This window comes from Vibrio sp. Vb339, assembly GCF_902751245.1.
GTDB lineage: Bacteria > Pseudomonadota > Gammaproteobacteria > Enterobacterales > Vibrionaceae > Vibrio > Vibrio coralliirubri.
Window position 1 is genome coordinate 104,317 of record NZ_CADDIS010000009.1, and the last position, 25,201, is coordinate 129,517.

Genomic DNA, 25,201 nt, shown 5'->3' on the forward strand with positions numbered 1-25,201 from the left:
AACAAAACTGCTACCTATCACCACATAACATACCTTGATTAGGACGAGCTTCACACATAATGAGTTAGGGAGGAGTTCAATTACATTATTTAAGAGTCCCCCTTTCTGACCGAGCAGCATTGCTAAAACATACACAACAGCAAAGAAAATATATGAAATGAATACTTTGATGAAAAAAAATTGTACTTCAAAGTCGGAAGGTTATATTCCCTTTTGGAGTGATCCATCATCGCTAACATCATATCTGGCTTTGTCAATGTTGCAAATATAGTGAACCCTGCAACAAGCCCAGTGTTAGATGCAGGCTTATACTTCAACGCATTAAAAGACAATTAGCAAAATCAGGATTGAGAATACGTTGGGTTTTGATACAAACGGGGTAATTCCAGAACATGATGATTAACCTTATGTTCACAACAGCAGAAGGAGTGGCTCTGCAAGAAAGGCGCTTAGGAAACACTTTACTGATAAGTTAACTCAAGACGTAACAAAAATCAGAATATACATGAATGGAATAGGCTCATTCATTGCTAGAAATCGTAACAGATTTATCTTCGAGGAGATTTTTAATTTTGGTGAAAACGATACTGCGCTCAATCGAACTGCTCGTAATGTAAAAGTTGCGAGAACGGTTTACACTTATACAATATTGCATGCATTTAGACTAACACACACTCCAGTTCCAAACTTAAAGACTCCGATTAACTTCACAATGCTTATACGACCTATGTTAATTCCGGGTCACGCAACAATAATGGTTACAGATCCCTTTTTGTATCTTAGGTTGTTACGAAGATTTAATGAAAGAGACCTAAACTATAGAGACATAGGCTTAAGCAGAGAAGACGCGAGAACAATTGAAGTTAATACTGGAATGCGATTCAGAAATTTTCACTTTCTGTCTTCGCTTTGTTTTTGTTCAAGGTATTTTAACGTAAACGAATCGGATGTGCCCGGTCACGATGAAGTATGATCAAACGCCTCATATTGAGGCGTTTTTTATTATCTGTACATGTAATTGATGCAAATGCAAGTTACCGTTGCCTGCCTCTAAGGTGTCAATGCAACATTCACATTAACCTCATTGCTAGCAATGCTGTCTTTAATTGCTGTCAAAACAGTGCTGCCTGCATCAACACCAGCTAATAACCCTGTCGAAGTTACAGTTGCAGTTACTGGGTCATCAGAGCCCCATGTTACTGTTTTCGTAACATCAGAAGAAGTTCCATCACTGTACGTTGCAATTGCTGTTAGTTGTTGTGTCTGACCTTCGGGCACATTAACTGCTGCATGTGTAACTTGAATATCTGTGATCACTGCTGAAGTTATATTAATAATTATTGCGTTGCTAATAATGTTGTTTTTTGTAGCATAAACCTCCGCTGTGCCTACTTCAGTTGCGGTTAGTGAATTTTCCCCCACCTTCATCGGCCCAAGTTGACGATTATATTCTACACTCCAGAACACAGACTTTGTAATATCAGAGGACGAGCCATCACTGTATATTCCATTTGCTGTTATCGATTGTGTCTGACCTTTGGCCATGTTAAATGTTGAAGGTGCAATATCAATCGAGGCAAGCACCGCTGAACTAACATTAATATTTACAGTGTTACTAGTAAAACCGTCCATTGTAACTGTTAAAGTAGCAACTCCTTGCTTAACACCAGTCAATAAACCATCATGTGTTACAGTTACGATTGATGGATTATCAGATACCCACGTTGTCGATTTTGTAATATTAGAGGATGAGCCATCACTGTACATTGCCGTTACTATTAACTGCTCTTCCTGTTCTTTAGCCAAATTAACTGTTACTGGCATCACGTGAATCCCAGTAATCACTGCCGCAGTGACATTAACATTTGCAGTATTACTAACAACGCCATCTTTTGTAACGGTTAAAGCAACAACTCCCTCTTCAATCCCAGATAACAAACCACTCAATGTCACAGTTGCAATTGTTGTGTCCTCCAAATCCCATGTTACCGATTTTGTAATATCAACAGATGTGCTGTCACTGTATGTTGCCATTGCTATTAATTGTTGCGTCTGTCCCTTGGCTAAGTTAACTGTTGCTGGTGTCACTTGAATCTTAGTGATTACTGCCGAAGTAACATCAACATGCAAAGTATTGCTAATAATGCCATTCTTTGTCGCGGTCACAGTTATCAGACCCGGTTGCTTACCAACCAACCATCCTGCGTCTTTTTCATATCCCCTAAAAAAACCATAATCTTGGTTGTCTGTGTGCCAGTCGCTTATTTTTAAATCATTAATTATACGAACTGATCCGTCCGAGTAATGACCCTTAGCCTCAAAATGCTGCTTGCCGCCAACTGCAACAACCAGATTGCCGGTTCCACTATTTTTTGCCATTAAGTCAACAGCAGCGATCTGTATACTTTCCAACTTTGCTGATGAAGCAGAAAAGGCGCTTTTTTCTGAATTACAACCAGTTACTAGCATTAGCAATGGCAAAATGACCAATATTAATAAGCCTTTAAAAAATTTACTCATCATAAAAACAACCTGTTTTGATATTTAAATCCGTAGTGGCAATTTCAACTTTGCAGTTTCTAGCTCGCTATTTTGTGACATTTTTTCGGAAATAAAGGAAAACTCTGCCTTCTATATCAAAACCGCTAACATTAGAAATAAGCGATGTGAAATATAATGCATACAGAGCAAATTTATTAGCTAACAGGAAAATATTGTGATTAGTTGCATGTTTTTTAAACGAAAGGAAACGTCGTTGTTATTGATTACCTTAAAATATAGCCATAGCAAATTAATGCGCCAATAAAATATTAGTTAAATGAATAATATAGACGTATTGATATTGCAGTTAGTCATTTTTGTAAATAAGAATAGAAGCGACCAATTTTGTACATCTGAGAATTATTTAGTGCCTCAAGAAAAGGCGCTTTTTATATCAACAACAAAGAGTGGCTTTGTTGCCGAATTCAGCGAAAGAGCGAACACTTGCTAAATCGTTCGCATTTTAAACAACATACTGCGTTTCGGGCATACCTACCCCAGTTAGCTTGTTGAGTGCTTTGATCATGGTGTAGGTCTCACCCACTTGTGCGTTGTAATTTCGAAGCGTGAGTGAAGCACCTAGGAGTTGTTTTACGCAGTACGCAGTACATAGCGGCCTCCGACAATGACCGCTTATGGTAACCATACTTCTGTTTCCACTTTTTGTTCGAGCCATAGAGCTTTTGGCAGCCAACTGTCAAATTACGTGGATGACCTTTTTCCCAGAAAGCTGCCCCCTCACGCGGAGGGATCAAAGGTGTCGCTTTCTTAACCCTAATCGCTCTGTGACACTCTCTGGTATCGTATGCACCATCTCCTGAGATTTCATAGATGGTGCGGCGTGTTTTGCTTGAGTAGGTTGGGGAGCTCTTCCGCATCGGTCACACCTGATAGAGTTAGCTCTGCAGCGATAAGTTCATGTGTATTTGTATCAACCGCAAGATGGAGTTTACGCCAGACTCGACGCTTGCCATCAGTTCCATGCTTTTTCACTTTCCATTCTCCCTCACCGTATACCTTGAGTCCTKTTGCATCAATGGCTAGATGTTGGATGGTGCCTCGTGTTGAGGCTTTGAAATTAACTTCTACATCCTTGGCTCGGCGACTTATACAAGTATAGTGAGGACAAACCAATGGGACATTCGCCAATTTAAATACTGAGTCAATGAAGCCTTGTAGCGCCCTTAAGGGCAAGGAAAAGATACGCTTCACCATGAGGGCGGTGGTGATAGCTAAGTCACTAAACAATCGCGGTCTACCACGCTTGTGCTGTTTAGATTGTTTCCACTCGGTTATTGCTTCTTCGTCAATCCAAAACGTAAGTGAGCCTCGATTGACTAGGGAGTTGTTGTACTTACGCCAGTTGGTGGTTTTATAGCGAGGCTTCGGCATGAAATCAGAGTCAGTGAATGAATGTCCCTGATCTGATCGTAAAATTTTGATTTAGTTCATTCGATTTCGGCAACAAAGCCCCGTAGAGAGTGAAAAAGGCTACAAGGAGAAAGTTTGGAAAACCACCACGCAAGGCCAAGATTTTTGTAAGGTGCTACCGAAAGAAATCATCGCCCCTGATACGTCTGCGATTTGGTCTCAACAGCAAGTTTTAATTCGAGAATCAAAACTGACTGTAGAAGCGTTTGTGTCCTCACTCGATGCGTACTTAGCGGAGCGTATTAACGACATCAAAGAAAACGGCATAAGCATCACGCCCAATATGCAATCTTGCCCTCAATGCAAAACAGGTTATTTAGGGAAAAGAAACGGGAAGAACGGGATTTTCTGGGGGTGTAATAACCATCCTGATTGCAAGACAGCTTACCCTGATAAGAACGGTTAAGCCTAAGCGTCCATTAAAGGTGTCGAACCACAAATGCCCTAAATGTGAAAAAGGCTTAATTCGAAGAAAGCGAAGTAAGTTAATTAAAGGCAAGGTGATTGGATTTATAGATATTAATTTTACATTATGAATCAAAACCCATACCATGCACGTTGTGTACTGTGATGGTCACATACATATTTAAGCTACTCTTTGCCACCTATTGATAGATCCAGTTCAGTAGGTGGTTTTTTTCGTGCTTAAATCAAGATAAAGCTTTACAATTCGGCTGGGTGCTCTTGGCTATCGGCCATGAGCAATCTCTGTTTTGATTTTGTAAGTCGCAGATAGTACAAAGCCCCGAATGAACTATAAATTCAAACGAGGCCACGTATATGTACCTAAGCAATACAAATACTAGCCTCTTTATCATTAGGAGGCAATAGAAGATGCCAAGAAGTAAAATGGCTCTTTTGGGCTTGATGGTGATTTGTTTCACTATTTTGTGTGGACTCTTGATAGTTCGGGATTCGCTTTGCGAAGTTCGCTATAAGGATGGACGTACAGACTTATCGGCACGCTTTGTTGTCTACGAAACGGTAAGGTAGCTGAATAGGCGGAGAGGCATCTTTCTCGCTCTATCCATTTCTCTATCTACTACTTTGCTTTCCAATTCTTTATCTTCGATAGAACGCTCAGAGGATAACTCAACCTGCTTTGCATCAATTACATCCAAATCCCGACAGTCTTTTTCTTGTTGTAATTCTTTTTTAATGTCACTTACCTCATCTTTTAAGTCATAAGTGCTATCGATTTTTATTTCTTGCTCAGGATGGTCTTTGTTTATTTCTTTTTCTATGTTGTCAGATGTTAAATGGGCGTTGTCTTTACTAAGAGAGATGACGACTCTTTATTGCATTTATGGGAGAAGTAGAAGGCCAGCGTCTCGCCTTGCTTGTTGATAGCTCGGTACAAATAATGCCATTTTTTCACCTTTACATAATTTTCATCAAGCTGCCACGAAGAGTCGGCTCGAATGAATTGATGATGGCGTAGTTTCTTACGTAATGCAGGGGCATACTCAACGAACCAGCGATAAATGGTCGAACGATTAACCGAAATCCCTTGCTCCTGCAGCATATCGCTAAGATTGGCCTAGCTCATTGGAGTTGAACCATACCAGCGAAGGCACCACAGAATGATTTCAGGGGCAAAGTGTTTCCATTTAAACTCGGGGTTCTTCATAACAAGCTCGATTAAATGACTTCAATCTGCAGTTTGGCGAAGACTCCGATTCTTTGCAACAGGCCCTGATAAAACGGAGCAAGCTATGCGCGCAGCTTTGTTTAAGTTCTGCCAAATGATGAATCCAATGTCGTTTGAAAATATTTCTATTGAAGCATCAAATCAAGGGTATACGACGATACCAGCCCAAATGTTAAGAGAGTAATCATCAACATTTTGGGGGGAGATTGATAATCAATTTCTTGTGGATTTTATGGGTGAACATTTTGCAGATATGTGTGATGTAGAAGCCTATATCAAACGGTGTTTATCTCGAGCCCAAAAAAGAACATCAATCTGGAGAGCGCGAAATGACTCTTGGATTAAAGAAAATGATAGCCACACCCTAGCAAAAAGCCCCTACAACAGGGGCTTTTTGCTAGGGTGAGCAAGCTAAGTTACAGTTTGAGGAAACAGTAATTTAGCTTGCATGTATATTATCAAGAAAAAAGAGCAACCAAAGTAACTACGCTTTGCGTTTGGATGGTTGGGTCTATCCAGTTTGGTAGAATAGGTCGACATCAATGTTTACACTTGTAAACATTGACGTAACTAACAAGATTGTTTACACTTGTAAACAGGTGGCCAATTTGGCTGCTCGTTGCATTAGCAACTGTTCTTTAAAAATTTGAGATCTAATAACGTTGAGGGAAATGCCTATAGCTAATTACCATAAAGATAAAGCCGTGAACGCTGCGATTAAGCAGTTAGTAGCACAAGGTTGGAAATACGAAAAGATGGGTAACGGCCACGCCGTTGCTTGCCTTAAGTGCGACACAGGCACGACAGGGCAACATGCGAACAACAAATGTTTTATTGCCGTATTTGGTTCACCAAAGAACCCGACCAACCATGCAAACAAGATTCTGCAACAAGCACGTAATCTGACCTGCTAAACAAACTCTAAGCAATCAAGCTTAATAACCTTGGTTGCTTATTTCTCACACCGACTAGACTCAAATAATTAAAGTTCACTATCTTCACCAAGATATTAAGGAAACACAAAATGAAAACTCATGACTTTGCTTTAGTTGTTATCAGCTCAAAGGAATTGGATGCTGACAGCGTATGCGACTTGGCAAGCCAACTCTTTGAAGCGGGCGCAGAAGATTGCACAGTCGGTTCGAGTGGTAAAAACATCATCTTAGAGTTCGATAGAGAAGCTGACTCGTATCAAGATGCAGTATTAAGCGCTATCCAAGAAGTAAAAACCATTAATGATATTGAAATTAAGAGCCTAGACGCTGGGCAATTTGTTGGTTTATCTGACGCTGCCGAAATGTCTAATCTAACAAGGGCTGCATTATCTAGTTTCAGCAAGGGAACCCGCGGCGATGGTACGTTCCCAACCCCATACTTACGTGTATCCAGTAAATCACCTTTGTATGATTGGGCTGAAATTGCAGACTGGTTAGAAGCGAGAGGTTATGTCGAACATGGTATCGCAGATAACGCCCGATTTACCTCCCAAATCAATATGGCATTAAAGCTCAAACATGGCTCACTAGGCGAAGTTACTCAACTGGTCAGCTTAATCTAATAATAAACTCAACGTAAAAAGATCTCACTTGCCCGCTTCGATAGCGGGCTTTTTTTGTGTTAGCAACAGTATGAGGTTCACTAAGCGAGAACAACAAGAGCTAGAAAATAAGTTGGTTTTATCTTGTACTTAGAATGTCCACAAATCGGTTTCTTCTGCTTCTACGATTGGGAGTCGTTCATACAAACATCAACTACATTTATTTCGATAGAAATAAGTGTTACTAGTTATCGACAAAAGGTAAGTAAAAGCAGCAGAGCACAATAGCAATGATCATAACTATTTCGTTTCGCGGCATGAACCACAAAACAGACAAGTATTCCACTCCACAAGCCCGTACTGGGCGTTATAATTGAAACCTTAAATTTCAATTTTATAAATGTTAAAAAAGTGAATATTTACCTTATAGTGTGGCGACGATGTTAAATGTATAACATTTTAGCGGCCAATTTTAGGTGTTTTAAATTGTTTTAGTAAAGTAGGGGTTCTACGCCGAAAGAAGTTATTAATCAGTGATATATGCAAATTAACCTAAAGTTTCAACCAATATCTACCCCTGATAAAATAGAGGTCATACCACATGTTAAAATTTAAAATCAATATGATTGCATTAGCGATGACAGTTTCTTTCGTTGCCAGTGCCGCGGATGTGCCGGCAAATGTCAAACTGGCAGAAACGCAAGAATTGGTCAGAGGTAATGGTACTGAGGTGCCAACACTTGATCCAACGTTATCGAGTGACACATCAAGTTCACGCGTGATTCGAGATATGTTTGATGGGTTGGTTTCTGAGGACCAACACGGCAACGTTATACCGGCTTTGGCGACACGATGGGAAGTTGATAAAACGGGAACCGTTTATACTTTTTATATCAGAAAGGATGCGTTTTGGTCGAACGACGCGCCAATTTTAGCCAGTGATTTTGAATACAGTTTTAAGCGTGAGGTAGATCCAAAGTCGGCGGCTCCTTATGCATGGTATATGGCTTTAGGTCATATTAAAAATGCCGCGGCGGTTAGCGACGGGAGCAAAAGCGTTGATGAATTGGGCGTAAAAGCCATTGATGATAAAACATTGCAAATCACGTTAGATCAACCGGTCGCGTACTTTGTTAAAATGTTAGGAAACACCGCGACGTTTCCGGTCTACAGGGGCGCGATTGAAAAATATGGCGACAAATGGACAAAGCCGGAAAATATCGTTGTTAGTGGGGCATACAAGCCGGCTCAATGGATATTGAATGAGCGGTTAGACCTGGAAAGGAATGCTAAGTATTGGAACAACGATAAAACAGTCATTAACAAAGTGACGTATCTCCCAATTGAAGATGCGATGGCGGAGTACAACCGATATCGAACTGGTGAGATCGATATCACAGCCGATTTTCCGCTTGAACAGTACCGAAACATCAAACAAGAACGTCCCGACGAATTACTGACTATGCCATCATTGGGCGTTTACTATTATCTTTTCAATCTAGAAAAGGCACCGTTTAATGATGTGCGGGTGCGTAAAGCTTTGGCCTACGCTATTGATCGTAATATTGTGACCGATAGGATTTTAGGGCAGGGTCAAATTCCGGCCTACGGAATTGTCCCGCCATCAGTGGCCGGTTATCAAATTCCTCAAATCGCATGGGGGCAGATGACCCAGGATGCGCGTAACCAAAAAGCAAAAGAGCTATTGAAAGAGGCCGGATTTGGTCCAGAAAATCCTTTGAACATTGAATTGGATTACAACACCAGTGAGTCCCATAAAAAACTTGCATTGGTTGTGTCATCGATGTGGAAAAAGAATCTTGGTGTTAGCGTCACGCTAGAAAACCAAGAATGGAAATCCTTTCTTAAAAGGATTGAAGAAAAGGATTTTGGGGTGGCCCGTTATGCGTGGATTGGGGACTATAACGAACCGTCAACGTTCCTTTCTTATTTTCAAAGTGATGGCATGAATTATGGGGGGTGGAGTAGCGAAAAGTTTGATGGATTATTGGCTAATGCCATCTCATCAAGTTCAGATGATGTGCGTAATGACTATTATCAAAAAGCGGAACAAACGTTTATACAGGACATGCCGGCCATTCCTTTGTATTACTACACCGCATCAGTGTTAAAACAGAAAAACGTTGGTGGTTACTCAACGGACAACGCGAGTGATGTACGTATGACAAAGGATATGTATATCATCAAGTAGTTGTTTGATTTGAATAAAGGGTTCTGTCGCAAACTTTGAGCCTTTAAGTTAAGATTTGCTTAATTTCTATTCATGATACTGATTCTTAATGTTTAAAGGCTGCCACTTTCCCTCTGAAGTTATTCTCGAAGGTAAGGGATCTCAATGTTTCCTTACCTGAACAGTAGCGGCTTAATTCACGTCAGAATGAGTGCCTGACTGACCTAACTCCTGCTCTACAATCTAAACACGGGTGTTTAATGACCACTTTCTCGCTGTTTTCGCCATTTCAGACGCACTCATCCTACGAAAAAACTAAATTGACCTGATTTGGGATTGAACCAGAGCATGATGAACCAGCTCTGACAGCGCCTCTCCTGCTCTAAAACAAAGAAACGTTATACGGTGCCCACAAAGAGTGCACTTAAATGGGTCAACCTTCACATACCCTTTCAGCATGGCTGCGTAACCGGGCATTTCTGGGGAGTCATCAGGGGCGATGCCTAAGGCATCGTAGACCTTAGGCATCACCTCACTGCAACGTCGGTTTGATAGAAAACCAAAGTATCGAATCATTTTGAAGTGCTTATCTGGGATATGCTCAATCATGCGCTCTATCAGGGCTTCAGGACTCAAAATGAGAGATTCAGTCCGACCATTCCTATGGTTAAGGTAATCAAATGTCACCAAGCCTCCCTGGAAGTTATGTCGTAAACGCGAGGCTGATATCGGTGGGCGTTTTAGGTATCGACCTAGGTAAGTCATGGTAGGAGTCACATTGGCCGTTTTCTTTGCAAAGTGCAGCTTCCATCGGCGGCAATATTGACTGATTAAAAATCGAGACCAATCTTGCTCATGACGAACAAAAGGGCAGCTCTCTCCACTCAAATCTAACTCTGAATAGTTGGAATCAAGAAGTTGAGTGATGGCAGCGCGCCAACACTTCTCAGTGGTCTTAACTTTAAAGAAAATGGGCTTCCACAGGCCAGTCTTCTTGCATAAGCCTCCACGCGTGACAGACAAATGGATGTGCACATTCCAATTCAGCTTCCTGCCGTAGGTGTGAAGTGCACGGGGGTGTTGCAAAAAATCACCTCAAGATTGAAACTGTCATCGTCTGCTGTAATGATTGGTAAGATCAATGACGAATCCTGAATTCAAATGGAAACACTTTGCTCCTGAAATCATCTTATGGTGTCTACGTTGGTATGGTTCAACTCCTATGAGCTACGCTAATCTCAGCGACATGCTGCAGGAACGAGGAATTTCGGTTAACCGTTCAACTATTTATCGGTGGTTTATTGAGTATGCCCCTGCATTACGGAAAAAACTACGCCATCATCAATTCATTCGAGCCGACTCTTCGTGGTAGCTTGATGAAAATTATGTAAAGGTGAAAAAATGGCATTATTTGTACCGAGCTATCAACAAGCAAGGCGAGACACTGGACTTCCATTTCTCCCATAAACGCAATAAAGAGGCGGCTTATCAGTTCCTGAAGCGGTGCCTACGCCACTATCCAAAAGAGTTACAGCCTCAAACATTAAACACCGACAAACATTCCTCCTATGCCAATGCGATTACCCGCTTGAAGAAGGAGGGGCGACTTCGAGTGGACGTCGAGCAACGGTAAGTAAAGTATCTCAATAATGGCGTTGAATCTGACCACGCCCCCATTAAGAAGCTCGTTGTAGGTACTGGTGGTTTTAAAATACGAAAGCGAGCCTGGTCAACCCTTCAGGGGTTCGAATCCTTACGGATGTTGAACAAAGGGCAGTTTGATTTCTGGTTACGTCGTGATGAACGTAAAACCCTTGTGCGGGAGAGCTCCGCCTTCATGAACCGCCTCTTCAATGTTGAGGTGGTTCACCAGTAATCATGAAACCTATCACTAGGCAGCTCTGTCTTATCTGTTTTTTTGCAACAAGCCCAAAAAACGTACCTTTCCTGTAGATAGCCATCAGCCTGTTAAAGCGCTCTGGTAATAAATCTTCATCTGGCATGTATTCGAAATCGATTGATTCGACTATACCGTCCTCTCGCAGTGCTAATAGATAATCAAAGAACTCAACTACGTCCATTGCCTTAGATTTCAACGCAGATAATTGAGGGATGTATAGTTGAGATTCTTGAATCGAATATTCCAGAATCATATTCATAGAGCCTGTATAGGTCGATTGTCATTTGGCTAAAACCAACTGGCGTTTGGACTTGTAGATCAATGCCAAGTCTTGTTCGGGTAACATCCTCTAAATCTTTACTCATTTGCCAACTTGTCCGAACAAAAGCCGTAACGGGGTACTTGCGTAAATATTCTGGATTATTAACATCTTCACCTAAGCAGTCCGTACAAAGTAAGTTGTAGCCATATAACGTGCTCTCGCTTTGGCATGATTTACATTTCAACAAACTTTTCCCCGTAAGTTAGAACCTGTCTAGCAGATGCGCCTGATTAAGAGCGCATCTAATAGCGAAACTAGTAAGTAAAACCATGTTGGATAAACTTTAGAAGCTTTTGTAGTTCAGAAGATCGCCAATCGAGATTACATTCTTGTGAACTGTCTCGACAGATTCCCGAATTACTCCACATTCCTGTACCCGTGCTACCATTGGGAAAATGAATAATTCCATGAACACAGTCAACATTGTCCGTATGAACTGACTGAATTTCAGCGGAATAACCACCTACTGTTTTTGTTTGAATTGGAGTTTGTATATTTAGCTGCATGTATACCTCTATTTATTGTCACTACATTTGATTGCAGCTTACGGCTGCTAATCAGCGGTTTTTATTCTTTGTTAAGGCATTTAAAAACCTGCTGAACGACTTTCGCCTTTATCAAGCGCATTCCCTGAATACGCTTTGTAAAAGCGACTTTTTCCCTCTTAATCGTGTAGTTAGCTATGTTGTGACTCGTTAAAAGCAAGTTCGTAAGCCATTTTCAGCACCTCTTCGCGCTCCATTTTTGAAGTAATATGCCCCTCAAAACCAATGCAAGACTTATCATCAAGACCTCTTTGGTAATAACTATAAATAACGCTCAAATCTTTTATTGAGACCTCAGAATCATCAGGCAAGGCATTAACAAGCTTAACTAAGTCACTTTTTGGTATTTTCACGATTTTCCCTACTTACCTGAATTTATGATTTTCTCGATCAAATACTGCTTCTGTTCTACGCTATCGGGCATAACAGATAGGATGCGTTTTAACGCTGCCATATATCGAGGTTCAGAAACTATATCCAGTAGCTTTTGATCTGCTTGTTCCAGTATCATCAAATGATTCTGGTAGTCGGCTTTGTTAACTAACTTATCTAACCAGTTCAGTGAATTGGCAGGGACAAAACCAGATAAAAGCCAACTAACTAATTGCTCTCTTAGTTCAAACTCTGCCATTGGTAAACAGTCCTCTTTAAGCCGAGAAACTTCTGGTAGAGGTTTTGAGTATTGAGTGTCTAGCTCATTGTTTACATATGTCCACATGGCTTCATTTTCCCTCTACCTTAGATGTATTTCGATTTATCTGTTTGAGCTAACGTTTTTTCTGATAGCTCTAGAATGTCGTCAATATACTTCTCAACATGTTCGCTAACACCAATATCTTTTAAGAACTTGAGAGCAATTGAAGTATTAGCAAGTTGCTGGGCAAGAAGCCCAACATCTGATTTAAGACTCTCTACCTGTTTAGGTAGAGATATACTTTTAGCCACAATTCTTACCTCTCAGTATGATTTAAAACCGTCTCTTACCCATCGTCTTATAGTCATTTCACAGCCGATAGTTAAGCAGACAGCATTTGCCATTGCGTATAACTTAGCTGCTAGTTTCTTATTTTCTTGCTCCATGATTTCTGCTTCTTCCTCGGTCAAACCGATCTCATCAGGTTCAGCACCACCACTAAAGTAGTCATCAATCATGCTAGCTGCGGTTTGGATAGACATTACCCTGAGCCTTCTACAAGTATCACCTAGAGCCATATTTTTTCCTTACTTAACCAGTTGATATTCTTTCACAAGGCTATCCAGTGGGATTCTAAGACCATCATGTAACTTGCGAATCATCGAAATAGATAAACGTCTTTGACGACTCAGAATCTCCGTAACGCGGCTACGCTGACCAAGGAAAGGTACAAGGTCTTTATCCTCTAAGCCTTGCTGCTCCATACGGAACTTGATTGCTTCGATTGGATCAGGTGGTGCAATTGGATAATTAGCTTCTTCAAACGCCTCAATTAGAGTGGCAAGCACTTCTAACTCATCACCCTCTGGTGTGTTTGGTTCAGCATCCCAAAGCTGCTCGATACGCGCTAAAGCAGCGCGGTTATCATCTGCTGTTTTGATTGGTTTAACTTGCATATCTGCCTCTTCTAAACGGTTTTCGCATCAACTTTGTCATAGTCTGCATGTGTGCCAATAAAGCGAATATATACCATCGAAAATTTGTAATTAATCGCGGTGATCAGTCGATACTTATTGCCGTGAACGTTGAACACAACGCGATTATTGCCAACGAAAGACGCATTTCGGTACAGTGCCTTTATGTCTTGGGGCGTTTGCCAATTTGCGTGTTTGGCTTCGTCATACCATGCCATTAGTGGCTGTTCAGAATCAGCGTAATTAGGCTGTTCCCAAAACTCTCTTAAAGTTGCTCTTGATAAAATTCGCATACATCCCCTTTGCTATATTTCCCATTATGGGAAGTGGGCAATAAACAGTCAAGCGTTACTTTCCCAAAAAGGGAAAATAAATAAAATCATAAACCTAACAAAGTTATAAAGCCAGTTGCGCAGCTTGGCATAATTGAGTTTCTGAAATGTCGATGTACTCCAAACTCATTGACGGTTCAGAATGGCCTAATGCTCTTTGTATTGCGTTTAACTCAATCCCTTGAGCATTCATGTTCGAACCGTAACTTCTACGCCCTGTGTGGCTACTACAACCTTTTAACCCGCACCGCTGATAGATATTCCTAATCATCAACTCCAGTACATCACAAGCCTGATAATCAACCTGTTCACCTGCCTGATTTATTCTAGTTTTACGCTTCATCGAGTAGCTACGTGCACGATTGTTCAACACAAGTTTACTTAGCGGGTTTAGTCCCTGATAAGTGTTGTTAAAAGTGGTCGCCCAATTGTGTGACTTTCGGTAATCAACCCACTCTTGGATCATTTGTTTGGCTAATTTACTTAACCAGATAGAACGGGGCTTTCTTCGTTTACACAGTGAAGCTCTAAGGTAGATCTCTTCTTTAATTTTGCCAGTAGGCATCAGTACATCATCAACTGTGAGTTGGGCGAATTATTATCGTCATTGCGTGGCAAAGCGAACTTTCGACTATGTAAGTCATCAACTTTTCTGGTTGTTATGGCGTTGAGCGGTAAGGCGTCATCCAACGAAAAACAAAGATTGGGTGCGTAGAAAATATTACTTGAATCGAAGAGGCGAATGGCAATTCCATGGTTGGCAGAAGATCGCGAATATGGATTGTCATTTTAATCTGGTTCAGATAGCCAAAACGCCAATTAAAAGGCATGTAAAAATTATGAGCAAGGCAACGCCTTATGATCCTTTTTACGAACCTTTCCTTAAAGCACGAAAGGCTAAGAAATTGGGGCGAAACTCATGGTTCGAACCTGCTTTAACTGCATTGTGATTGCTGGGTAACGTAATACGCCTTAGCGGAGGCTTGAGCCGTATGCAGTGAAAGTTGCACGTACGGTTCTTAGAGGGGCGGCACTTGGTAACAGGTGTCGTCTACTCGACCTTTTCAATTCAAAACATTTTTTCGTCATACGCTGTGGAAGGTCGTTTGACCTACATTTTCTAATTAGTGCAGTGTCTACTGATCTGGTTTCCTGCCAGTTTGTCTGTCTAATGAAGCTTTCTTGCCATCAGTTGAATTGACGAAATTACGAACTTTGTTTATCTTAAGATGAACACCGACTGATTCACTCACGGTACGTGAACACTAGTATTAATAGTCAAGGTAACCTAGTAGGTAGAAGACTAGGGGCAGCTCCCATTATTAGTTGATGAGATCTCAATAGAGCCATTGTGAATCCTAATTGAAGTTATCCCATAAAGGAGGCTTCGGCTGATTGTCTTGTGCTAAAAAGACATTCAGCATGTAATTAGGATATTACTATGCCTGTAAAAACACTCCACACTTCTTCTGAAGCCAAAAAGCACTATAAAAGCATTTCTTACGAAACCCTGATCTGCTCCAGTTAGACTGGACACCGCATTAAGCGACATATTGTTTTTCAAAGTTAACTGGGCTTAGATACCCAAGAGCACTGTGCCTTCTTGTTCGATTATAATCAACTTCAATGTATTCAAAAAGCGCTTGGCGCATCTCTTCTCGGGTCATTATCGGCTCGTATTGGACGGCTTCTACTTTCATTGAGTGGAAAAAGCTTTCAACACCGGCGTTATCCCAACAATTCCCCTTCCTACTCATGCTTTGTTTTAGATTATGAGCTGCGATTAAATCTCGGTAGTCTTTTGAGCAATATTGGCTACCTCTATCACTATGGATAATCACGTCTTCTGGCATGCCTCTGCGGAACAATGCCATTGATAGTGCATCACAGACCAGAGTTGCGGTCATTCTGGTGCTCATTGACCAACCAACGACTTGCCGTGAGTACAGGTCGATAATAACGGCTAAATACATCCAACCTTCGCTTGTCGCTAGATAGGTAATATCTCCAGCCCATTTTTGGTTCGGTGCTGTCGCATTGAAATCTTGCTCAAGCAAGTTCGGGGCAACAGGAAGCCTATGCTTACTGTCTGTCGTACATTTGAACTTACGGGCGGCCTTCGCGACTAAGCTCTGGCGCTTCATGCTCGCGGCAATGGTTTTTACATCGTGCTTATTACCATTTGCCTCAAGTTCTTTTTGAATGCGCCTTGCACCRTCGCGTTCCTTTTTATCATCAAAGRCTTCTCGAACTTTGTTATCAAGCTGCTTGCGGTGCTCGTTGCGTTGAGTGACTTTATGGCGATTATCAATCCAATAATAAAACCCACTTCGAGAAACCCCAAACACCTTAGCCATACGGACAATCCTATATTGCATCAGGTGTTCGAGCATAAACTCATAGCAATCTATTTTAGATTTTTCGCGAAGTAGGTGGCGGCCTTTTTTACGATATCTAGCTCTTCAGCTTGCTCTGCTAATAATCGCTTGAGCTTGGCATTTTCAGTGGTGAGTTCTCTTTCTCTATCGCTGATTTTCGCGTCTTTTTTTACGGCTTTACGCCATCCATAGATTTGAGATTCATATAAAGATAGCTGCCGTGCGGCAGCAGCGACACCGACTTTCTCTGCTAACTTAAGTGCTTCGGCTTTAAATTCAGGAGCATGTTTGATTCGTGTTTTCTTAGTTGTCATTGTCCACCTCGTTAGTGATTGTATTCACTTAACTCAGTGTCCAAAACTTCTGGTGCGGATCAAAAACCACCAACTGGCGTAAGTACAACAACTCCCTAGTCAATCGAGGTTCACTTACGTTTTGGATTGACGAAGAAGCAATAACCGAGTGGAAACAATTTAAACAGCACAAACGTGGTAGACCGCGATTGTTTAGTGACTTAGCTATCACCACCGCCCTCATGGTGAAGCGTATCTTTTCCTTGCCCTTAAGGGCGCTACAAGGCTTCATAGACTCAGTATTTAAATTGGCGAATGTCCCATTGGTTTGTCCTCACTATACTTGTATAAGTCGCCGAGCCAAGGATGTAGAAGTTAATGTCAAAGCCTCAACACGAGGCACCATCCAACATCTAGCCATTGATGCAACAGGACTCAAGGTATACGGTGAGGGAGAATGGAAAGTGAAAAAGCATGGAACTGATGGCAAGCGTCGAGTCTGGCGTAAACTCCATCTTGCGGTTGATACAAATACACATGAACTTATCGCTGCAGAGCTAACTCTATCAGGTGTGACCGATGCGGAAGAGCTCCCCAACCTACTCAAGCAAAACACGCCGCACCATCTATGAAATCTCAGGAGATGGTGCATACGATACCAGAGAGTGTCACAGAGCGATTAGGGTTAAGAAAGCTGCCCCCTCCACGTGAGGGGGCAACTTTCTGGGGAAAAGGTCATCCACGTAATTTGGCAGTTGGCTGCCAAAAGCTCTATGGGTCGAACAAAAAGTGGAAACAGAAGTATGGTTACCATAAGCGGTCATTGTCGGAGGCCGCTATGTACCGCGTAAAACAACTCCTAGGTGCTTCACTCACGCTTTGAAATTACAACGCACAAGTGGGTGAGACCTACGCCATGATCAAAGCACTCAACAAGCTAACTGGGATAGGTATGCCCGAAACGCAGTATGTTGTTTAAAATGCGAACGATTTAGCAAGAGTTCGCTCTTTCGCTGAATTCGGCAACAAAGCCGATTATAAGCAGAAAAAGCAAGTTTCAATATGAAAATACTTATATTCTTGGCTGGTTATGGTAAAAATTTCACCTTGTCTTTTTTATCAATTAGTTATTTATTTGAAGTTATTCAACATAGTTCTATGGGTGAAAACTTTAGATTGGAATGGTGTATCTACAATAGCTAATTAAAGGATGGATTTAGAGGGGACTTGTAACATCCGAAAGACGTTTGTGGACATAAATGTGTAATAGAGTTCATGATAGCCAAATATTCTGGATAACATCTAGTTTTCCAAATAAAGCAATACTCTTTAAGCTAATAAGCACCTCATTCAGTTACTATTGCTGAAATTCAAAACTAACCTCAAATCGAACAATAGAAGTCAGCCTTATAAATATCTTGTGATATAAATCGCATAAAATCAGAAGTAGCCTGTACATTGCAAGATTTTTTTGGTGAAGATCGCATATGTAATATTAGTCTCTGTAATTCCCTATGCTGGATAGTTATGTTGTTGCCAATGATGGCTGTTTGTGGTTGGGAATGTTGTTAACTTTATCAATAAGGAAACATATGATGAACGAAATTATCAAGAATGCATCTATTGAAATCAATGAGAAAGAAGACGCTTCAATATTTTTTGGATTTAATGGTGATGAAAAACAAGGTGATCGCCAAAACATGATTGCTTATGAAGATATGGAAGGCTAGTCATAGTTTTGATGCCAACTAACACATCAATGAAATGATTTTTTGTGCCCTCAATAAATTAATTTTTAGAGGGCACATTAGTTAAAGAGCGATTAAGAAGGGAACTTTATGTGGTTAACAACTAGTGCTGAAGTTTGTGTTAAAAATGTAATATCAATATCTAAGGCAAATCAAACCGATTTATTCACAAACTCTACAGATCTCAAAACAGCTTTCCAGAAAGCTACCCCCAATACAAACATAGTTCTGAACGGATCTTTGACCTTTGTAAAAGATAGAAACCAAGCACTTTCATTTAGAAAAAAGTATAACAATGACTCAGTGCTCGATGACCTTTCTCAGAATGAAATAATTAGTGACGATTTTTCGTCTTCTATGGATATAATTAATAATGTAGAGCATTGTTACAACACTCTGTGTGATAAATCCACAACCTTCAAGAGTATTTTTGATTTGGTAATTAGTTATGTATTTTCACTTGCTTCAGATAAAGCGTGTGGTGGAACTTCCTCAGAATTAGTAGGAGTCATATGGGCGAATCCTAGAAAACATTGGAATGAAAGTGATACTCATGAGTTGCTAATTCATGAATTAGCGCACAATTTAATGTATATAGATGAAGCCAAAAATGGACACTATGATAATGACCTAATGAGGAATAGAGACACTTGGTGTAAATCTACTATCTTAAATATAGATAGGCCACTAGATAAAGTTGTTCATAGTATAGTTGTAGGCTCAGAAATTGTCCTTGCACGAGAGGAAATTTTCGGTCATGAGCACAAAAAACATGCACACCCACCGACAGAAATAATAGTAAAAAGAATTCAAGAGTCGATAGATTCTGTAAGAAACAACCCTAGAGCAATGAAAGTTTTAGCTCACGATAGACCAAAAGAGCTACTTCATATCGTTGAAGGAAGAATGGCAAAAATATCAGGTGTTAGGCTCGCAGTATAGGACTAGATCGCATGAAGTCAAGAATTTCTAACATTGTTAATTTTCATGATAAATTTTTTATTTATTCTGTATTAATGATGTTAGTGCATCAGATGTTAATTGGAAGCTCTGTTATATTTATTTACTTAGCTTCTAAATATTCAGATATAAACTCAGATAAGTCAGTGATATATTTTTATCTGTTCTTATTTTGTATGATTTCCCCTTATTTTTTTGGAACCGTAGCTAATTATTTATCATCGATATGGTCACTTAACTGCATTAAAAAATTCATTACTGAAAAATCCCACATATATGATAGCTCATCTGCGATGAATGAAGGCTCAACATTATTTAGGGATGGTGTGATTGCTTACTCTAAAACCTCTTCTGAAGTCATAAGAAATATATGTGAGTATTTTTCAAATTTAATAAGTTCGTCATTAAATTCTCTTATTTCAATTGTGGCTGTGTCTTACATTGTTAGTGGTAATATGATTTTTGCCTTTTTTGTTAGCGGTTTATTTATATATTTATTTATATATTTATTTTACAAAAAATACAAGATAAGCTCAAAAAATGAACTTGTATCTTTAAATGAGCTATCCTCTGAACTTCTAACCGTGGGGAACAACTTAGTCCTAGGTGGTAAGATTAATAGAAATATCTGGACAGCGATGGTTAATGAAAAATTAGAAAGTTACTCAAATAAATATATTGCTAATGAACGAATTAATTCTACTGGGAATTTTCTAATCGGAATTAGCAGTGTTATTCCTATATCCGTATACCTTACGTATATATCTTATAATTCAAGTGACCTGTCAACAATTGATTATGTATCAATTCTAGTAGTATCAACAAGAATATTTCACATATGCAATTCCACCTATGATTTGTTCAGTTTATTCTACAAAAAGAGTTCAATAAATGGCCAGGCTGAAGGGTTATCTCACACATTGAATGTTTGCTCCAATAAAGGTCAATCACATAGCATTAACTGGCCTGAAAATATTGATGTTGAAAAAATATTTCTTGGTGGAGAAAAAGTATCTGCATTTACCCCTAATGAATTTTTAGCCAAGGTGTTAAGTAATGGATTACATACCATTACAGGAGAAAATGGCGCGGGTAAAAGCACAATATTGAAGTGGGTTAAGTCTGAGTCTGTAAAATATAAAGACAGTTATTTTATTTCACCCGAAAAAAAGGCTTTATGGGGTAATAGTAAACATTCATCTTCAGGAGAATATGTGTCTCACGCACTTAGGAGTTTGTATGAAAGTGAAAATGATGGCGTTATGTTGCTTTTGGATGAATGGGATGCAAATTTAGACTCAGCGAATAAATTAACATGTAGGAATTATATAGAATCTATGTCTAATGACTTTCCAATTGTAGAAGTGCTACATAGAAAAGTTAGTACTTAATAAGGTATAAGGCATTGTTATGATTTTCGATACTGAAAGTAATTATTTATGTGTATTTGATTTTCTGGGCTCAAAAATATTAAGTGATTGTATTAACGACGGCGTTCCTTTATTCACTCATCTTAATGAAGAGTTGATGTTTGGCCTGGTTAATAAACGTGAAGTTAGTGATTTTATATTCAATAGTAGATTGGAGCGAGATAGAGTTCGCTTCGTTCAAGAGTCGGCCAGTTTGGATGTATATGATAAAGGAATAGGCACAAGTGGAAATTACATATATAAGGTAAATCCTAAAAAAGTTGATGATGCAATAAACGATGGAGTGACTTGCATCATTGAGGCATATGATGAATTGAGCAAAGGGTTAAATAAAGTTTGCGTCAATATTGATATGATATTTAATTGCATTAGCAAGGCTAACTTATACTTAACTTGGGGCTCGAAAGAAGGGTTTGGTCCTCATTATGATAATCATGATGTTATTGTATTTCAACTATTTGGGAGTAAGACGTGGTCACTATGGTCAAGTGAGGGTGATGGTGATGGTGATGGTAGATGTTATGGTGACGTATCTAAAAAAGACATAAAATCAGAAGTGAAATTAAATACTGGAGATGTGCTATATATCCCACAGGGTCATTGGCACAATCCTGTATGCAACCAGTCAAATTCTCTACATGTAACTATTAGCGTTGGCCACTACAGCGTCAACGACTACTTAGGCTGGGTTGTAAGAGAGCTTAAGGATCATATAGGGGGCGATATTTGTGATATTAAATTATCCGATATCAATGAAGACCAGTTAACATCAGTTATTCGAGATAGGATTAATCATATACTGAAAGAAAAAAGTAGATTTAAAAAGTTTCTATCTGATAAATCCGATGAAAAAACAAGAACAAAAAAAGTAAATGATTTTCATCGAAATAGTGTTTTAAATAAAATAAATAATCTTTAATGGAGTGGTTATGAGTAACGTTTATAGTATCTTCCCTACAACTATTTACCATAATAATTTGGCTGTTAGTGCAGTGGAAAAAGAAGCAAAAAATTACATATTAGATCAAATGAAGGATTGTAATGTGAGCACTGCATTCACCACATATAACGATAATGATCAACTTCAATTATTACTACCGTTTAAAGATCTTGTACCAAAGCTAGTCGAATGTTTAAGTGAATACACCAAATTGATAGGGTATAAAAATATCTCAAATTTGAAGATTACAAGCATGTGGGGCAGTGTTCAGTTGCTTGGTGGATATCATGGTAAACATATACACGCTAACAGTCATGTTAGTGGAACATACTATATTGATATACCTGACAACTCAGCGCCAATCACCTTTTATGACCCAAAAGAGTCTCACCGAATGATGGATAGCCTAGGAGATGAAAGTAATCCAAGATTTGCACGAACATGTACAGTTTTTCCTAAAAAAGGAGATATCGTACTTTTTCCAGGGTGGCTTCAGCATAAAGTAGAGCCCCATACAAATGATGTGCCGCGTGTTACCATTTCATTTAATGCTACCATTTGTAATTAATTTTAAATATAGGTCCAATTTTAACCTGCATGAAACAGGCTAAAACTCAGTAAATAAAGTTTTAGACATACTGAGCCTAGTTTTTTATTTTATCTGAAATGTCATATTCACGACAGGCGTCTGATACTTTTCGGCCAGCCTTAACTTCCTTCAAGATCTTAACGATCTGCGATTCTGTATAGCGTGATTTTTGGTTTTGTCGCAAAGTCTGGTTTTGTAGGTTAATATTTTCCCAATTTCGACTCGACACCCTGAATTATAATGTTTAAAGGCTGCCACTTTCCCTCTGAAGTTATTCTCGAAACCGTTCGTTATTACCTCGCTTACAAACTCAGCTATCGCGATGAGGCTGCCGCGAAAACCTTTCTAAATAAGGCGATAGCTCAACATGGCCTCCCCGAGAAAGTGGTCATTGACGGGAGCAAAATAACTACGCGGCTATTGATGCAATGAACGTTCAACTCTGGTTAGGCTTTGTTGCTTAATTCAGAGAGAAGGCATGCCTGCCCCATGGAGCTTAATTTTTAATCGATATACTGTGTTTCAGGCATACCAAGCCCTGTAAGCTTATTCAAGGCTTTGATCATAGCGTAAGTCTCGCCAACTTGAGCGTTGTAGTTCCTCAGGCTTAATGTCCCACCTAGTAGCTGTTTTACTCGGTACATTGCGGTCTCTGATAGAGAGCGCTTATGATAGCCATACCGCTTTTTCCACTTCTTGTTGGAGCCGTAGAACTTCTGGCAACCTACCGCTAAGTTACGAGGATGCCCTTGTTCCCAGAAGGCTGCCCCTTCTCTTGGCGGGATGAGCGGAACAGCTCGCTTGATCCGTATGGCATCATGGCAATTCCTTGTGTCATAAGCGCCATCACCTGATATCTCAATGATTTTCGTGGGTGCTTGTATCTACTGCGATGTGCAGCTTACACCAGACTCTGCGCTTCCCATCAGTTCCATGCTTCTTGACCTTCCATTCACCTTCGCCATAAACCTTGAGACCAGTGGCATCAATGGCTAGGTGTTGTATCGCACCTCTGGTTTTAGTTTTAAATGAAACCTCAACATCCTTAGAACGACGGCTTATACAGGTGTAGTGTGGGCAAACCAGAGGGATGTTAGCCAGCTTAAAGACGGAGTCTAGAAAACCTTGCAGCGCTCTCAATGGCATAGAAAAAAGGCGTTTCACCATCAGAGCGGTAGTAATGGCTAAGTCGCTGAATCGGCGAGGTCTACCACGCTTGCCTTGCTTGTATGTAATTTTTTAGTAATATCGCGAGCTTGCATTTTGAAGCGTTGAAGCTCGTTGTTGCTGTTAGTCTTCGCCACTGAAACCCACTGCAAACCCGTTTCATCGGTGTGCTGAAACTCAATTTGAAGCTCATATCGTCTAACAGATACCAACGCGGCTATTGCCCCCAGTAATAATGCGAAAGGAGCTGTGAACTTTCCAAAACCTTCAGGAAAAATCATCCATACGATACTAGAAACCACTAGGCCAGTCATGACAACTCGTGCCAAGTGATCTTTCAAGGTATTTACTTTAACTCTGACCCCTTTTATTTTCGAAAGTGGATACTCATCCTTTTTGAACTTTAGCCAGTCTTCATTCACTGAAAAATCATCCATTGCAATCCTCCTATTTCTCGGCATAACTTCAAAATGAGAAAGCTTATAAGCCAATGCCTTTTGTATCTCAGACACTTTATATCATCACGTTGAGCTGAAAAGGGAAAAAATCGAGTTGAACCGGATTAGATCAACGGTGATTCATCTGATGATTTTTCGAGAAGCTCCGAACGTTCTCCTGTCAACTTTTTAGCAACGCGGACCACTGTTCGAGTGGAAACGCTTGTGAGTTTAGCGGTATCGCTAATACTCAGCTTGTTGATAACTCTGAGTTGATAAATTTTCTCGTGAAGTTCAAGGTTTGGCTGACGCCCCCGATATTTACTTTCTTCCTTAGCTTTTTTATCCCTTCGGCCTGCCGGCGACGGCGGTCTTGGTAATCTTTTCTCGCGATAGCGGCTAACATATCCATCATCATGCTATTTATTGCCTTGATCATCGATCCAGTAAATTCATCGATGATTTGAGATGAGAAAGCAATATGACTGGTTTTGTCGCAAAGTCTGGTTTTATAGGTTAATATTTACCCAGTTTCGACTCGACACCCTGAATTATAATGTTTAAAGGCTGCCACTTTCCTTTCCATACTAGCGATTTCACACGGCTTATTCACTTCAACAATTTCCGTAATGCTGCTCTGGAAATACCACAGCGCCTACATACGAGGCCTGCATCTTCATACTCCTCGCGACTGTAGTCTTTGCCCCATTCCTTCTCATCGCGAAATTTCACTCACAAGCTGTGCTTGTAAGTTTGCCTTAGCTCTAGTTATCCAAAGAAGTGTCGAAGTAGGCTTTTTAAAAAACTATAGTCATTTTTCAATCTAGTACCCAACACCTCTCACTAACCGATTGATTATCACTTGAACTGTGTTTGGAAAGGCCACATGATGGGAGTATTAAAAGCGGTTGTTGTAGTGGTCTAATGATCCCGGACACCAAATTAGGTGGTAAAGTCTCCACCATAAATGAGGTGTTCAATGACAAAACGACAACGACGTACATTTTCAGCTGAGTTCAAACTAGATGCTGCAAGTTTGGTTCTTGATCAAGGGTACTCCATACCTGAAGCAGCTAACTCTATGGGCGTAGGTGAAACAGCTTTACGGCGATGGGTCGACCAACTCAAAGTTGAGCGAGGTGGGATGACTCCAACGACTAAAGCCCTCAYGCCTGAGCAAAAGAAAATCCAAGAGTTAGAA

22 protein-coding genes and 10 pseudogenes are annotated in these 25,201 nt (G+C 40.1%); 15 read left to right on the forward strand and 17 right to left on the reverse strand.

The window, feature by feature from the left end:
• Positions 1 to 1,050 precede the first annotated feature (1,050 nt).
• Positions 1,051 to 2,523 carry an Ig-like domain-containing protein gene (locus tag HRQ85_RS23860; protein WP_172380774.1) on the reverse strand — a complete coding sequence of 491 codons (1,473 nt, stop codon included), beginning with the start codon at positions 2,521 to 2,523 and terminating at the stop codon, positions 1,051 to 1,053.
• Between the two features lie 481 nt (positions 2,524 to 3,004).
• A pseudogene (locus HRQ85_RS23865) lies at positions 3,005 to 3,933 on the reverse strand (IS5 family transposase).
• Positions 3,934 to 4,084: 151 nt separating this feature from the next.
• Between HRQ85_RS23865 and HRQ85_RS26295 the strand changes: the two are divergent.
• Together HRQ85_RS26295 and HRQ85_RS23875 are read left to right on the forward strand one after the other, a co-directional pair.
• A complete protein-coding gene (locus HRQ85_RS26295) occupies positions 4,085 to 4,378 on the forward strand; it encodes a topoisomerase DNA-binding C4 zinc finger domain-containing protein (protein WP_253918877.1) in 294 nt (97 codons plus the stop codon).
• 443 nt (positions 4,379 to 4,821) lie between these two features.
• Positions 4,822 to 4,965 (forward strand): Hok/Gef family protein, encoded by a 144-nt coding sequence (locus tag HRQ85_RS23875; protein WP_444823276.1) that lies wholly within the window; start codon positions 4,822 to 4,824, stop codon positions 4,963 to 4,965.
• A 292-nt stretch (positions 4,966 to 5,257) separates the two neighbouring features.
• Here the strand turns inward: HRQ85_RS23875 and HRQ85_RS23880 are convergent.
• Positions 5,258 to 5,602: pseudogene (locus HRQ85_RS23880) on the reverse strand (DDE-type integrase/transposase/recombinase); the annotation flags it as partial.
• Positions 5,603 to 6,294: 692 nt separating this feature from the next.
• On the opposite strand from HRQ85_RS23880, the gene HRQ85_RS23885 reads away from it, so the two are divergent.
• From HRQ85_RS23885 to HRQ85_RS23895, 3 genes are all read left to right on the forward strand, one after another.
• A complete protein-coding gene (locus HRQ85_RS23885) occupies positions 6,295 to 6,537 on the forward strand; it encodes a hypothetical protein (RefSeq protein WP_172380776.1) in 243 nt (80 codons plus the stop codon).
• 110 nt (positions 6,538 to 6,647) lie between these two features.
• Positions 6,648 to 7,181, forward strand: coding sequence for a helix-turn-helix transcriptional regulator (locus tag HRQ85_RS23890; RefSeq protein WP_172380777.1), 534 nt, complete (start codon positions 6,648 to 6,650; stop codon positions 7,179 to 7,181).
• Positions 7,182 to 7,761: 580 nt separating this feature from the next.
• Positions 7,762 to 9,372: a peptide ABC transporter substrate-binding protein gene (locus HRQ85_RS23895; protein ID WP_172380778.1), complete on the forward strand. Its 1,611-nt coding sequence runs from the start codon at positions 7,762 to 7,764 to the stop codon at positions 9,370 to 9,372.
• A 294-nt stretch (positions 9,373 to 9,666) separates the two neighbouring features.
• Here the strand turns inward: HRQ85_RS23895 and HRQ85_RS23900 are convergent.
• Positions 9,667 to 10,422: pseudogene (locus HRQ85_RS23900) on the reverse strand (IS91 family transposase); the annotation flags it as partial.
• A 70-nt stretch (positions 10,423 to 10,492) separates the two neighbouring features.
• Between HRQ85_RS23900 and HRQ85_RS23905 the strand changes: the two are divergent.
• Positions 10,493 to 11,227, forward strand: a pseudogene (locus tag HRQ85_RS23905) (IS6 family transposase).
• On the opposite strand, the gene HRQ85_RS23910 reads toward HRQ85_RS23905, so the two are convergent.
• The 8 genes from HRQ85_RS23910 to HRQ85_RS23945 all read right to left on the reverse strand — a co-directional run bounded on the left by HRQ85_RS23910 (position 11,202) and on the right by HRQ85_RS23945 (position 14,623).
• Positions 11,202 to 11,510, reverse strand: coding sequence for a hypothetical protein (locus tag HRQ85_RS23910; protein ID WP_172380780.1), 309 nt, complete (start codon positions 11,508 to 11,510; stop codon positions 11,202 to 11,204). The pseudogene HRQ85_RS23905 and the gene HRQ85_RS23910 overlap by 26 nt on opposite strands.
• Positions 11,511 to 12,249: 739 nt before the next feature.
• Positions 12,250 to 12,471 carry a hypothetical protein gene (locus tag HRQ85_RS23915; RefSeq protein WP_172380781.1) on the reverse strand — a complete coding sequence of 74 codons (222 nt, stop codon included), beginning with the start codon at positions 12,469 to 12,471 and terminating at the stop codon, positions 12,250 to 12,252.
• Positions 12,472 to 12,479: 8 nt separating this feature from the next.
• Complete coding sequence (locus tag HRQ85_RS23920; protein WP_172380782.1) at positions 12,480 to 12,836, reverse strand: hypothetical protein; 357 nt, start codon at positions 12,834 to 12,836, stop codon at positions 12,480 to 12,482.
• Positions 12,837 to 12,856: 20 nt separating this feature from the next.
• Positions 12,857 to 13,063 (reverse strand): hypothetical protein, encoded by a 207-nt coding sequence (locus HRQ85_RS23925; RefSeq protein ID WP_172380783.1) that lies wholly within the window; start codon positions 13,061 to 13,063, stop codon positions 12,857 to 12,859.
• A 12-nt stretch (positions 13,064 to 13,075) separates the two neighbouring features.
• A complete protein-coding gene (locus HRQ85_RS23930) occupies positions 13,076 to 13,294 on the reverse strand; it encodes a hypothetical protein (RefSeq protein WP_172380784.1) in 219 nt (72 codons plus the stop codon).
• 45 nt (positions 13,295 to 13,339) lie between these two features.
• On the reverse strand, positions 13,340 to 13,708 hold the full coding sequence (locus HRQ85_RS23935) for a helix-turn-helix domain-containing protein (RefSeq protein ID WP_038224473.1): 369 nt from the start codon (positions 13,706 to 13,708) through the stop codon (positions 13,340 to 13,342).
• An 11-nt stretch (positions 13,709 to 13,719) separates the two neighbouring features.
• Positions 13,720 to 14,019: a type II toxin-antitoxin system HigB family toxin gene (locus HRQ85_RS23940; RefSeq protein ID WP_038224474.1), complete on the reverse strand. Its 300-nt coding sequence runs from the start codon at positions 14,017 to 14,019 to the stop codon at positions 13,720 to 13,722.
• Between the two features lie 103 nt (positions 14,020 to 14,122).
• Positions 14,123 to 14,623, reverse strand: a complete 501-nt coding sequence (locus HRQ85_RS23945; protein ID WP_253918878.1) for a site-specific integrase — start codon at positions 14,621 to 14,623, stop codon at positions 14,123 to 14,125.
• A gap of 22 nt (positions 14,624 to 14,645) precedes the next feature.
• Here HRQ85_RS23945 and HRQ85_RS23950 point away from each other — a divergent pair.
• Positions 14,646 to 15,008, forward strand: a pseudogene (locus HRQ85_RS23950) (group II intron maturase-specific domain-containing protein); the annotation flags it as partial.
• Positions 15,009 to 15,599: 591 nt separating this feature from the next.
• Here HRQ85_RS23950 and HRQ85_RS23955 read toward each other — a convergent pair.
• Positions 15,600 to 16,750, reverse strand: a protein-coding gene (locus tag HRQ85_RS23955) for an IS3 family transposase (RefSeq protein ID WP_172380028.1) whose coding sequence is annotated in 2 segments (ribosomal slippage) — positions 15,600 to 16,507 and positions 16,507 to 16,750 — 1,152 coding nt in all. Because the reading frame shifts where the segments join, the coding sequence is not laid out codon by codon here.
• Between the two features lie 62 nt (positions 16,751 to 16,812).
• Between HRQ85_RS23955 and HRQ85_RS23960 the strand changes: the two are divergent.
• The 6 genes and pseudogenes from HRQ85_RS23960 to HRQ85_RS23985 all read left to right on the forward strand — a co-directional run.
• Positions 16,813 to 17,708: pseudogene (locus tag HRQ85_RS23960) on the forward strand (IS5 family transposase); the annotation flags it as partial.
• A 613-nt stretch (positions 17,709 to 18,321) separates the two neighbouring features.
• Positions 18,322 to 18,459 carry a hypothetical protein gene (locus HRQ85_RS23965; protein WP_172380785.1) on the forward strand — a complete coding sequence of 46 codons (138 nt, stop codon included), beginning with the start codon at positions 18,322 to 18,324 and terminating at the stop codon, positions 18,457 to 18,459.
• A 108-nt stretch (positions 18,460 to 18,567) separates the two neighbouring features.
• Positions 18,568 to 19,419, forward strand: a complete 852-nt coding sequence (locus tag HRQ85_RS23970; RefSeq protein WP_172380786.1) for an aKG-HExxH-type peptide beta-hydroxylase — start codon at positions 18,568 to 18,570, stop codon at positions 19,417 to 19,419.
• An 11-nt stretch (positions 19,420 to 19,430) separates the two neighbouring features.
• The gene (locus tag HRQ85_RS23975) at positions 19,431 to 20,828 is read left to right on the forward strand and encodes a hypothetical protein (protein ID WP_172380787.1); all 1,398 of its coding nucleotides are present in this window, start codon (positions 19,431 to 19,433) and stop codon (positions 20,826 to 20,828) included.
• Positions 20,829 to 20,847: 19 nt separating this feature from the next.
• Positions 20,848 to 21,786: a JmjC domain-containing protein gene (locus HRQ85_RS23980; protein WP_172380788.1), complete on the forward strand. Its 939-nt coding sequence runs from the start codon at positions 20,848 to 20,850 to the stop codon at positions 21,784 to 21,786.
• Positions 21,787 to 21,796: 10 nt separating this feature from the next.
• On the forward strand, positions 21,797 to 22,375 hold the full coding sequence (locus HRQ85_RS23985; RefSeq protein ID WP_172380789.1) for a 2OG-Fe(II) oxygenase family protein: 579 nt from the start codon (positions 21,797 to 21,799) through the stop codon (positions 22,373 to 22,375).
• A gap of 91 nt (positions 22,376 to 22,466) precedes the next feature.
• Here the strand turns inward: HRQ85_RS23985 and HRQ85_RS23990 are convergent.
• Positions 22,467 to 22,580: pseudogene (locus tag HRQ85_RS23990) on the reverse strand (transposase); the annotation flags it as partial.
• Positions 22,581 to 22,636: 56 nt separating this feature from the next.
• Here HRQ85_RS23990 and HRQ85_RS26300 point away from each other — a divergent pair.
• A pseudogene (locus HRQ85_RS26300) lies at positions 22,637 to 22,845 on the forward strand (hypothetical protein); the annotation flags it as partial.
• A gap of 54 nt (positions 22,846 to 22,899) precedes the next feature.
• On the opposite strand, the pseudogene HRQ85_RS23995 reads toward HRQ85_RS26300, so the two are convergent.
• The 3 genes and pseudogenes from HRQ85_RS23995 to HRQ85_RS26305 form a co-directional block, all read right to left on the reverse strand.
• Positions 22,900 to 23,623: pseudogene (locus HRQ85_RS23995) on the reverse strand (IS5 family transposase); the annotation flags it as partial.
• Positions 23,581 to 24,000 carry a DUF6232 family protein gene (locus HRQ85_RS24000; RefSeq protein WP_216655523.1) on the reverse strand — a complete coding sequence of 140 codons (420 nt, stop codon included), beginning with the start codon at positions 23,998 to 24,000 and terminating at the stop codon, positions 23,581 to 23,583. The gene HRQ85_RS24000 and the pseudogene HRQ85_RS23995, both read right to left, overlap by 43 nt.
• Before the next feature lie 125 nt (positions 24,001 to 24,125).
• A pseudogene (locus HRQ85_RS26305) lies at positions 24,126 to 24,490 on the reverse strand (recombinase family protein); the annotation flags it as partial.
• 489 nt (positions 24,491 to 24,979) lie between these two features.
• On the opposite strand from HRQ85_RS26305, the gene HRQ85_RS24005 reads away from it, so the two are divergent.
• Positions 24,980 to 25,201 (forward strand): transposase (locus HRQ85_RS24005; RefSeq protein ID WP_172380790.1); only part of this gene is annotated, 222 nt, incomplete at its 3' end.

Coding starts and splice junctions, on each gene's coding strand:
- HRQ85_RS23860 (WP_172380774.1), bottom strand. CDS start 2,523: ATGATGAGTAAATTTTTTAAAGGCTTATTAATATTGGTCATTTTGCCA.
- HRQ85_RS23875 (WP_444823276.1), top strand. CDS start 4,822: ATGGCTCTTTTGGGCTTGATGGTGATTTGTTTCACTATTTTGTGTGGA.
- HRQ85_RS23885 (WP_172380776.1), top strand. CDS start 6,295: ATGCCTATAGCTAATTACCATAAAGATAAAGCCGTGAACGCTGCGATT.
- HRQ85_RS23890 (WP_172380777.1), top strand. CDS start 6,648: ATGAAAACTCATGACTTTGCTTTAGTTGTTATCAGCTCAAAGGAATTG.
- HRQ85_RS23895 (WP_172380778.1), top strand. CDS start 7,762: ATGTTAAAATTTAAAATCAATATGATTGCATTAGCGATGACAGTTTCT.
- HRQ85_RS23910 (WP_172380780.1), bottom strand. CDS start 11,510: ATGAATATGATTCTGGAATATTCGATTCAAGAATCTCAACTATACATC.
- HRQ85_RS23920 (WP_172380782.1), bottom strand. CDS start 12,836: ATGTGGACATATGTAAACAATGAGCTAGACACTCAATACTCAAAACCT.
- HRQ85_RS23930 (WP_172380784.1), bottom strand. CDS start 13,294: ATGTCTATCCAAACCGCAGCTAGCATGATTGATGACTACTTTAGTGGT.
- HRQ85_RS23935 (WP_038224473.1), bottom strand. CDS start 13,708: ATGCAAGTTAAACCAATCAAAACAGCAGATGATAACCGCGCTGCTTTA.
- HRQ85_RS23940 (WP_038224474.1), bottom strand. CDS start 14,019: ATGCGAATTTTATCAAGAGCAACTTTAAGAGAGTTTTGGGAACAGCCT.
- HRQ85_RS23945 (WP_253918878.1), bottom strand. CDS start 14,623: ATGCCTACTGGCAAAATTAAAGAAGAGATCTACCTTAGAGCTTCACTG.
- HRQ85_RS23965 (WP_172380785.1), top strand. CDS start 18,322: ATGATGAACGAAATTATCAAGAATGCATCTATTGAAATCAATGAGAAA.
- HRQ85_RS23970 (WP_172380786.1), top strand. CDS start 18,568: ATGTGGTTAACAACTAGTGCTGAAGTTTGTGTTAAAAATGTAATATCA.
- HRQ85_RS23975 (WP_172380787.1), top strand. CDS start 19,431: ATGAAGTCAAGAATTTCTAACATTGTTAATTTTCATGATAAATTTTTT.
- HRQ85_RS23980 (WP_172380788.1), top strand. CDS start 20,848: ATGATTTTCGATACTGAAAGTAATTATTTATGTGTATTTGATTTTCTG.
- HRQ85_RS23985 (WP_172380789.1), top strand. CDS start 21,797: ATGAGTAACGTTTATAGTATCTTCCCTACAACTATTTACCATAATAAT.
- HRQ85_RS24000 (WP_216655523.1), bottom strand. CDS start 24,000: ATGGATGATTTTTCAGTGAATGAAGACTGGCTAAAGTTCAAAAAGGAT.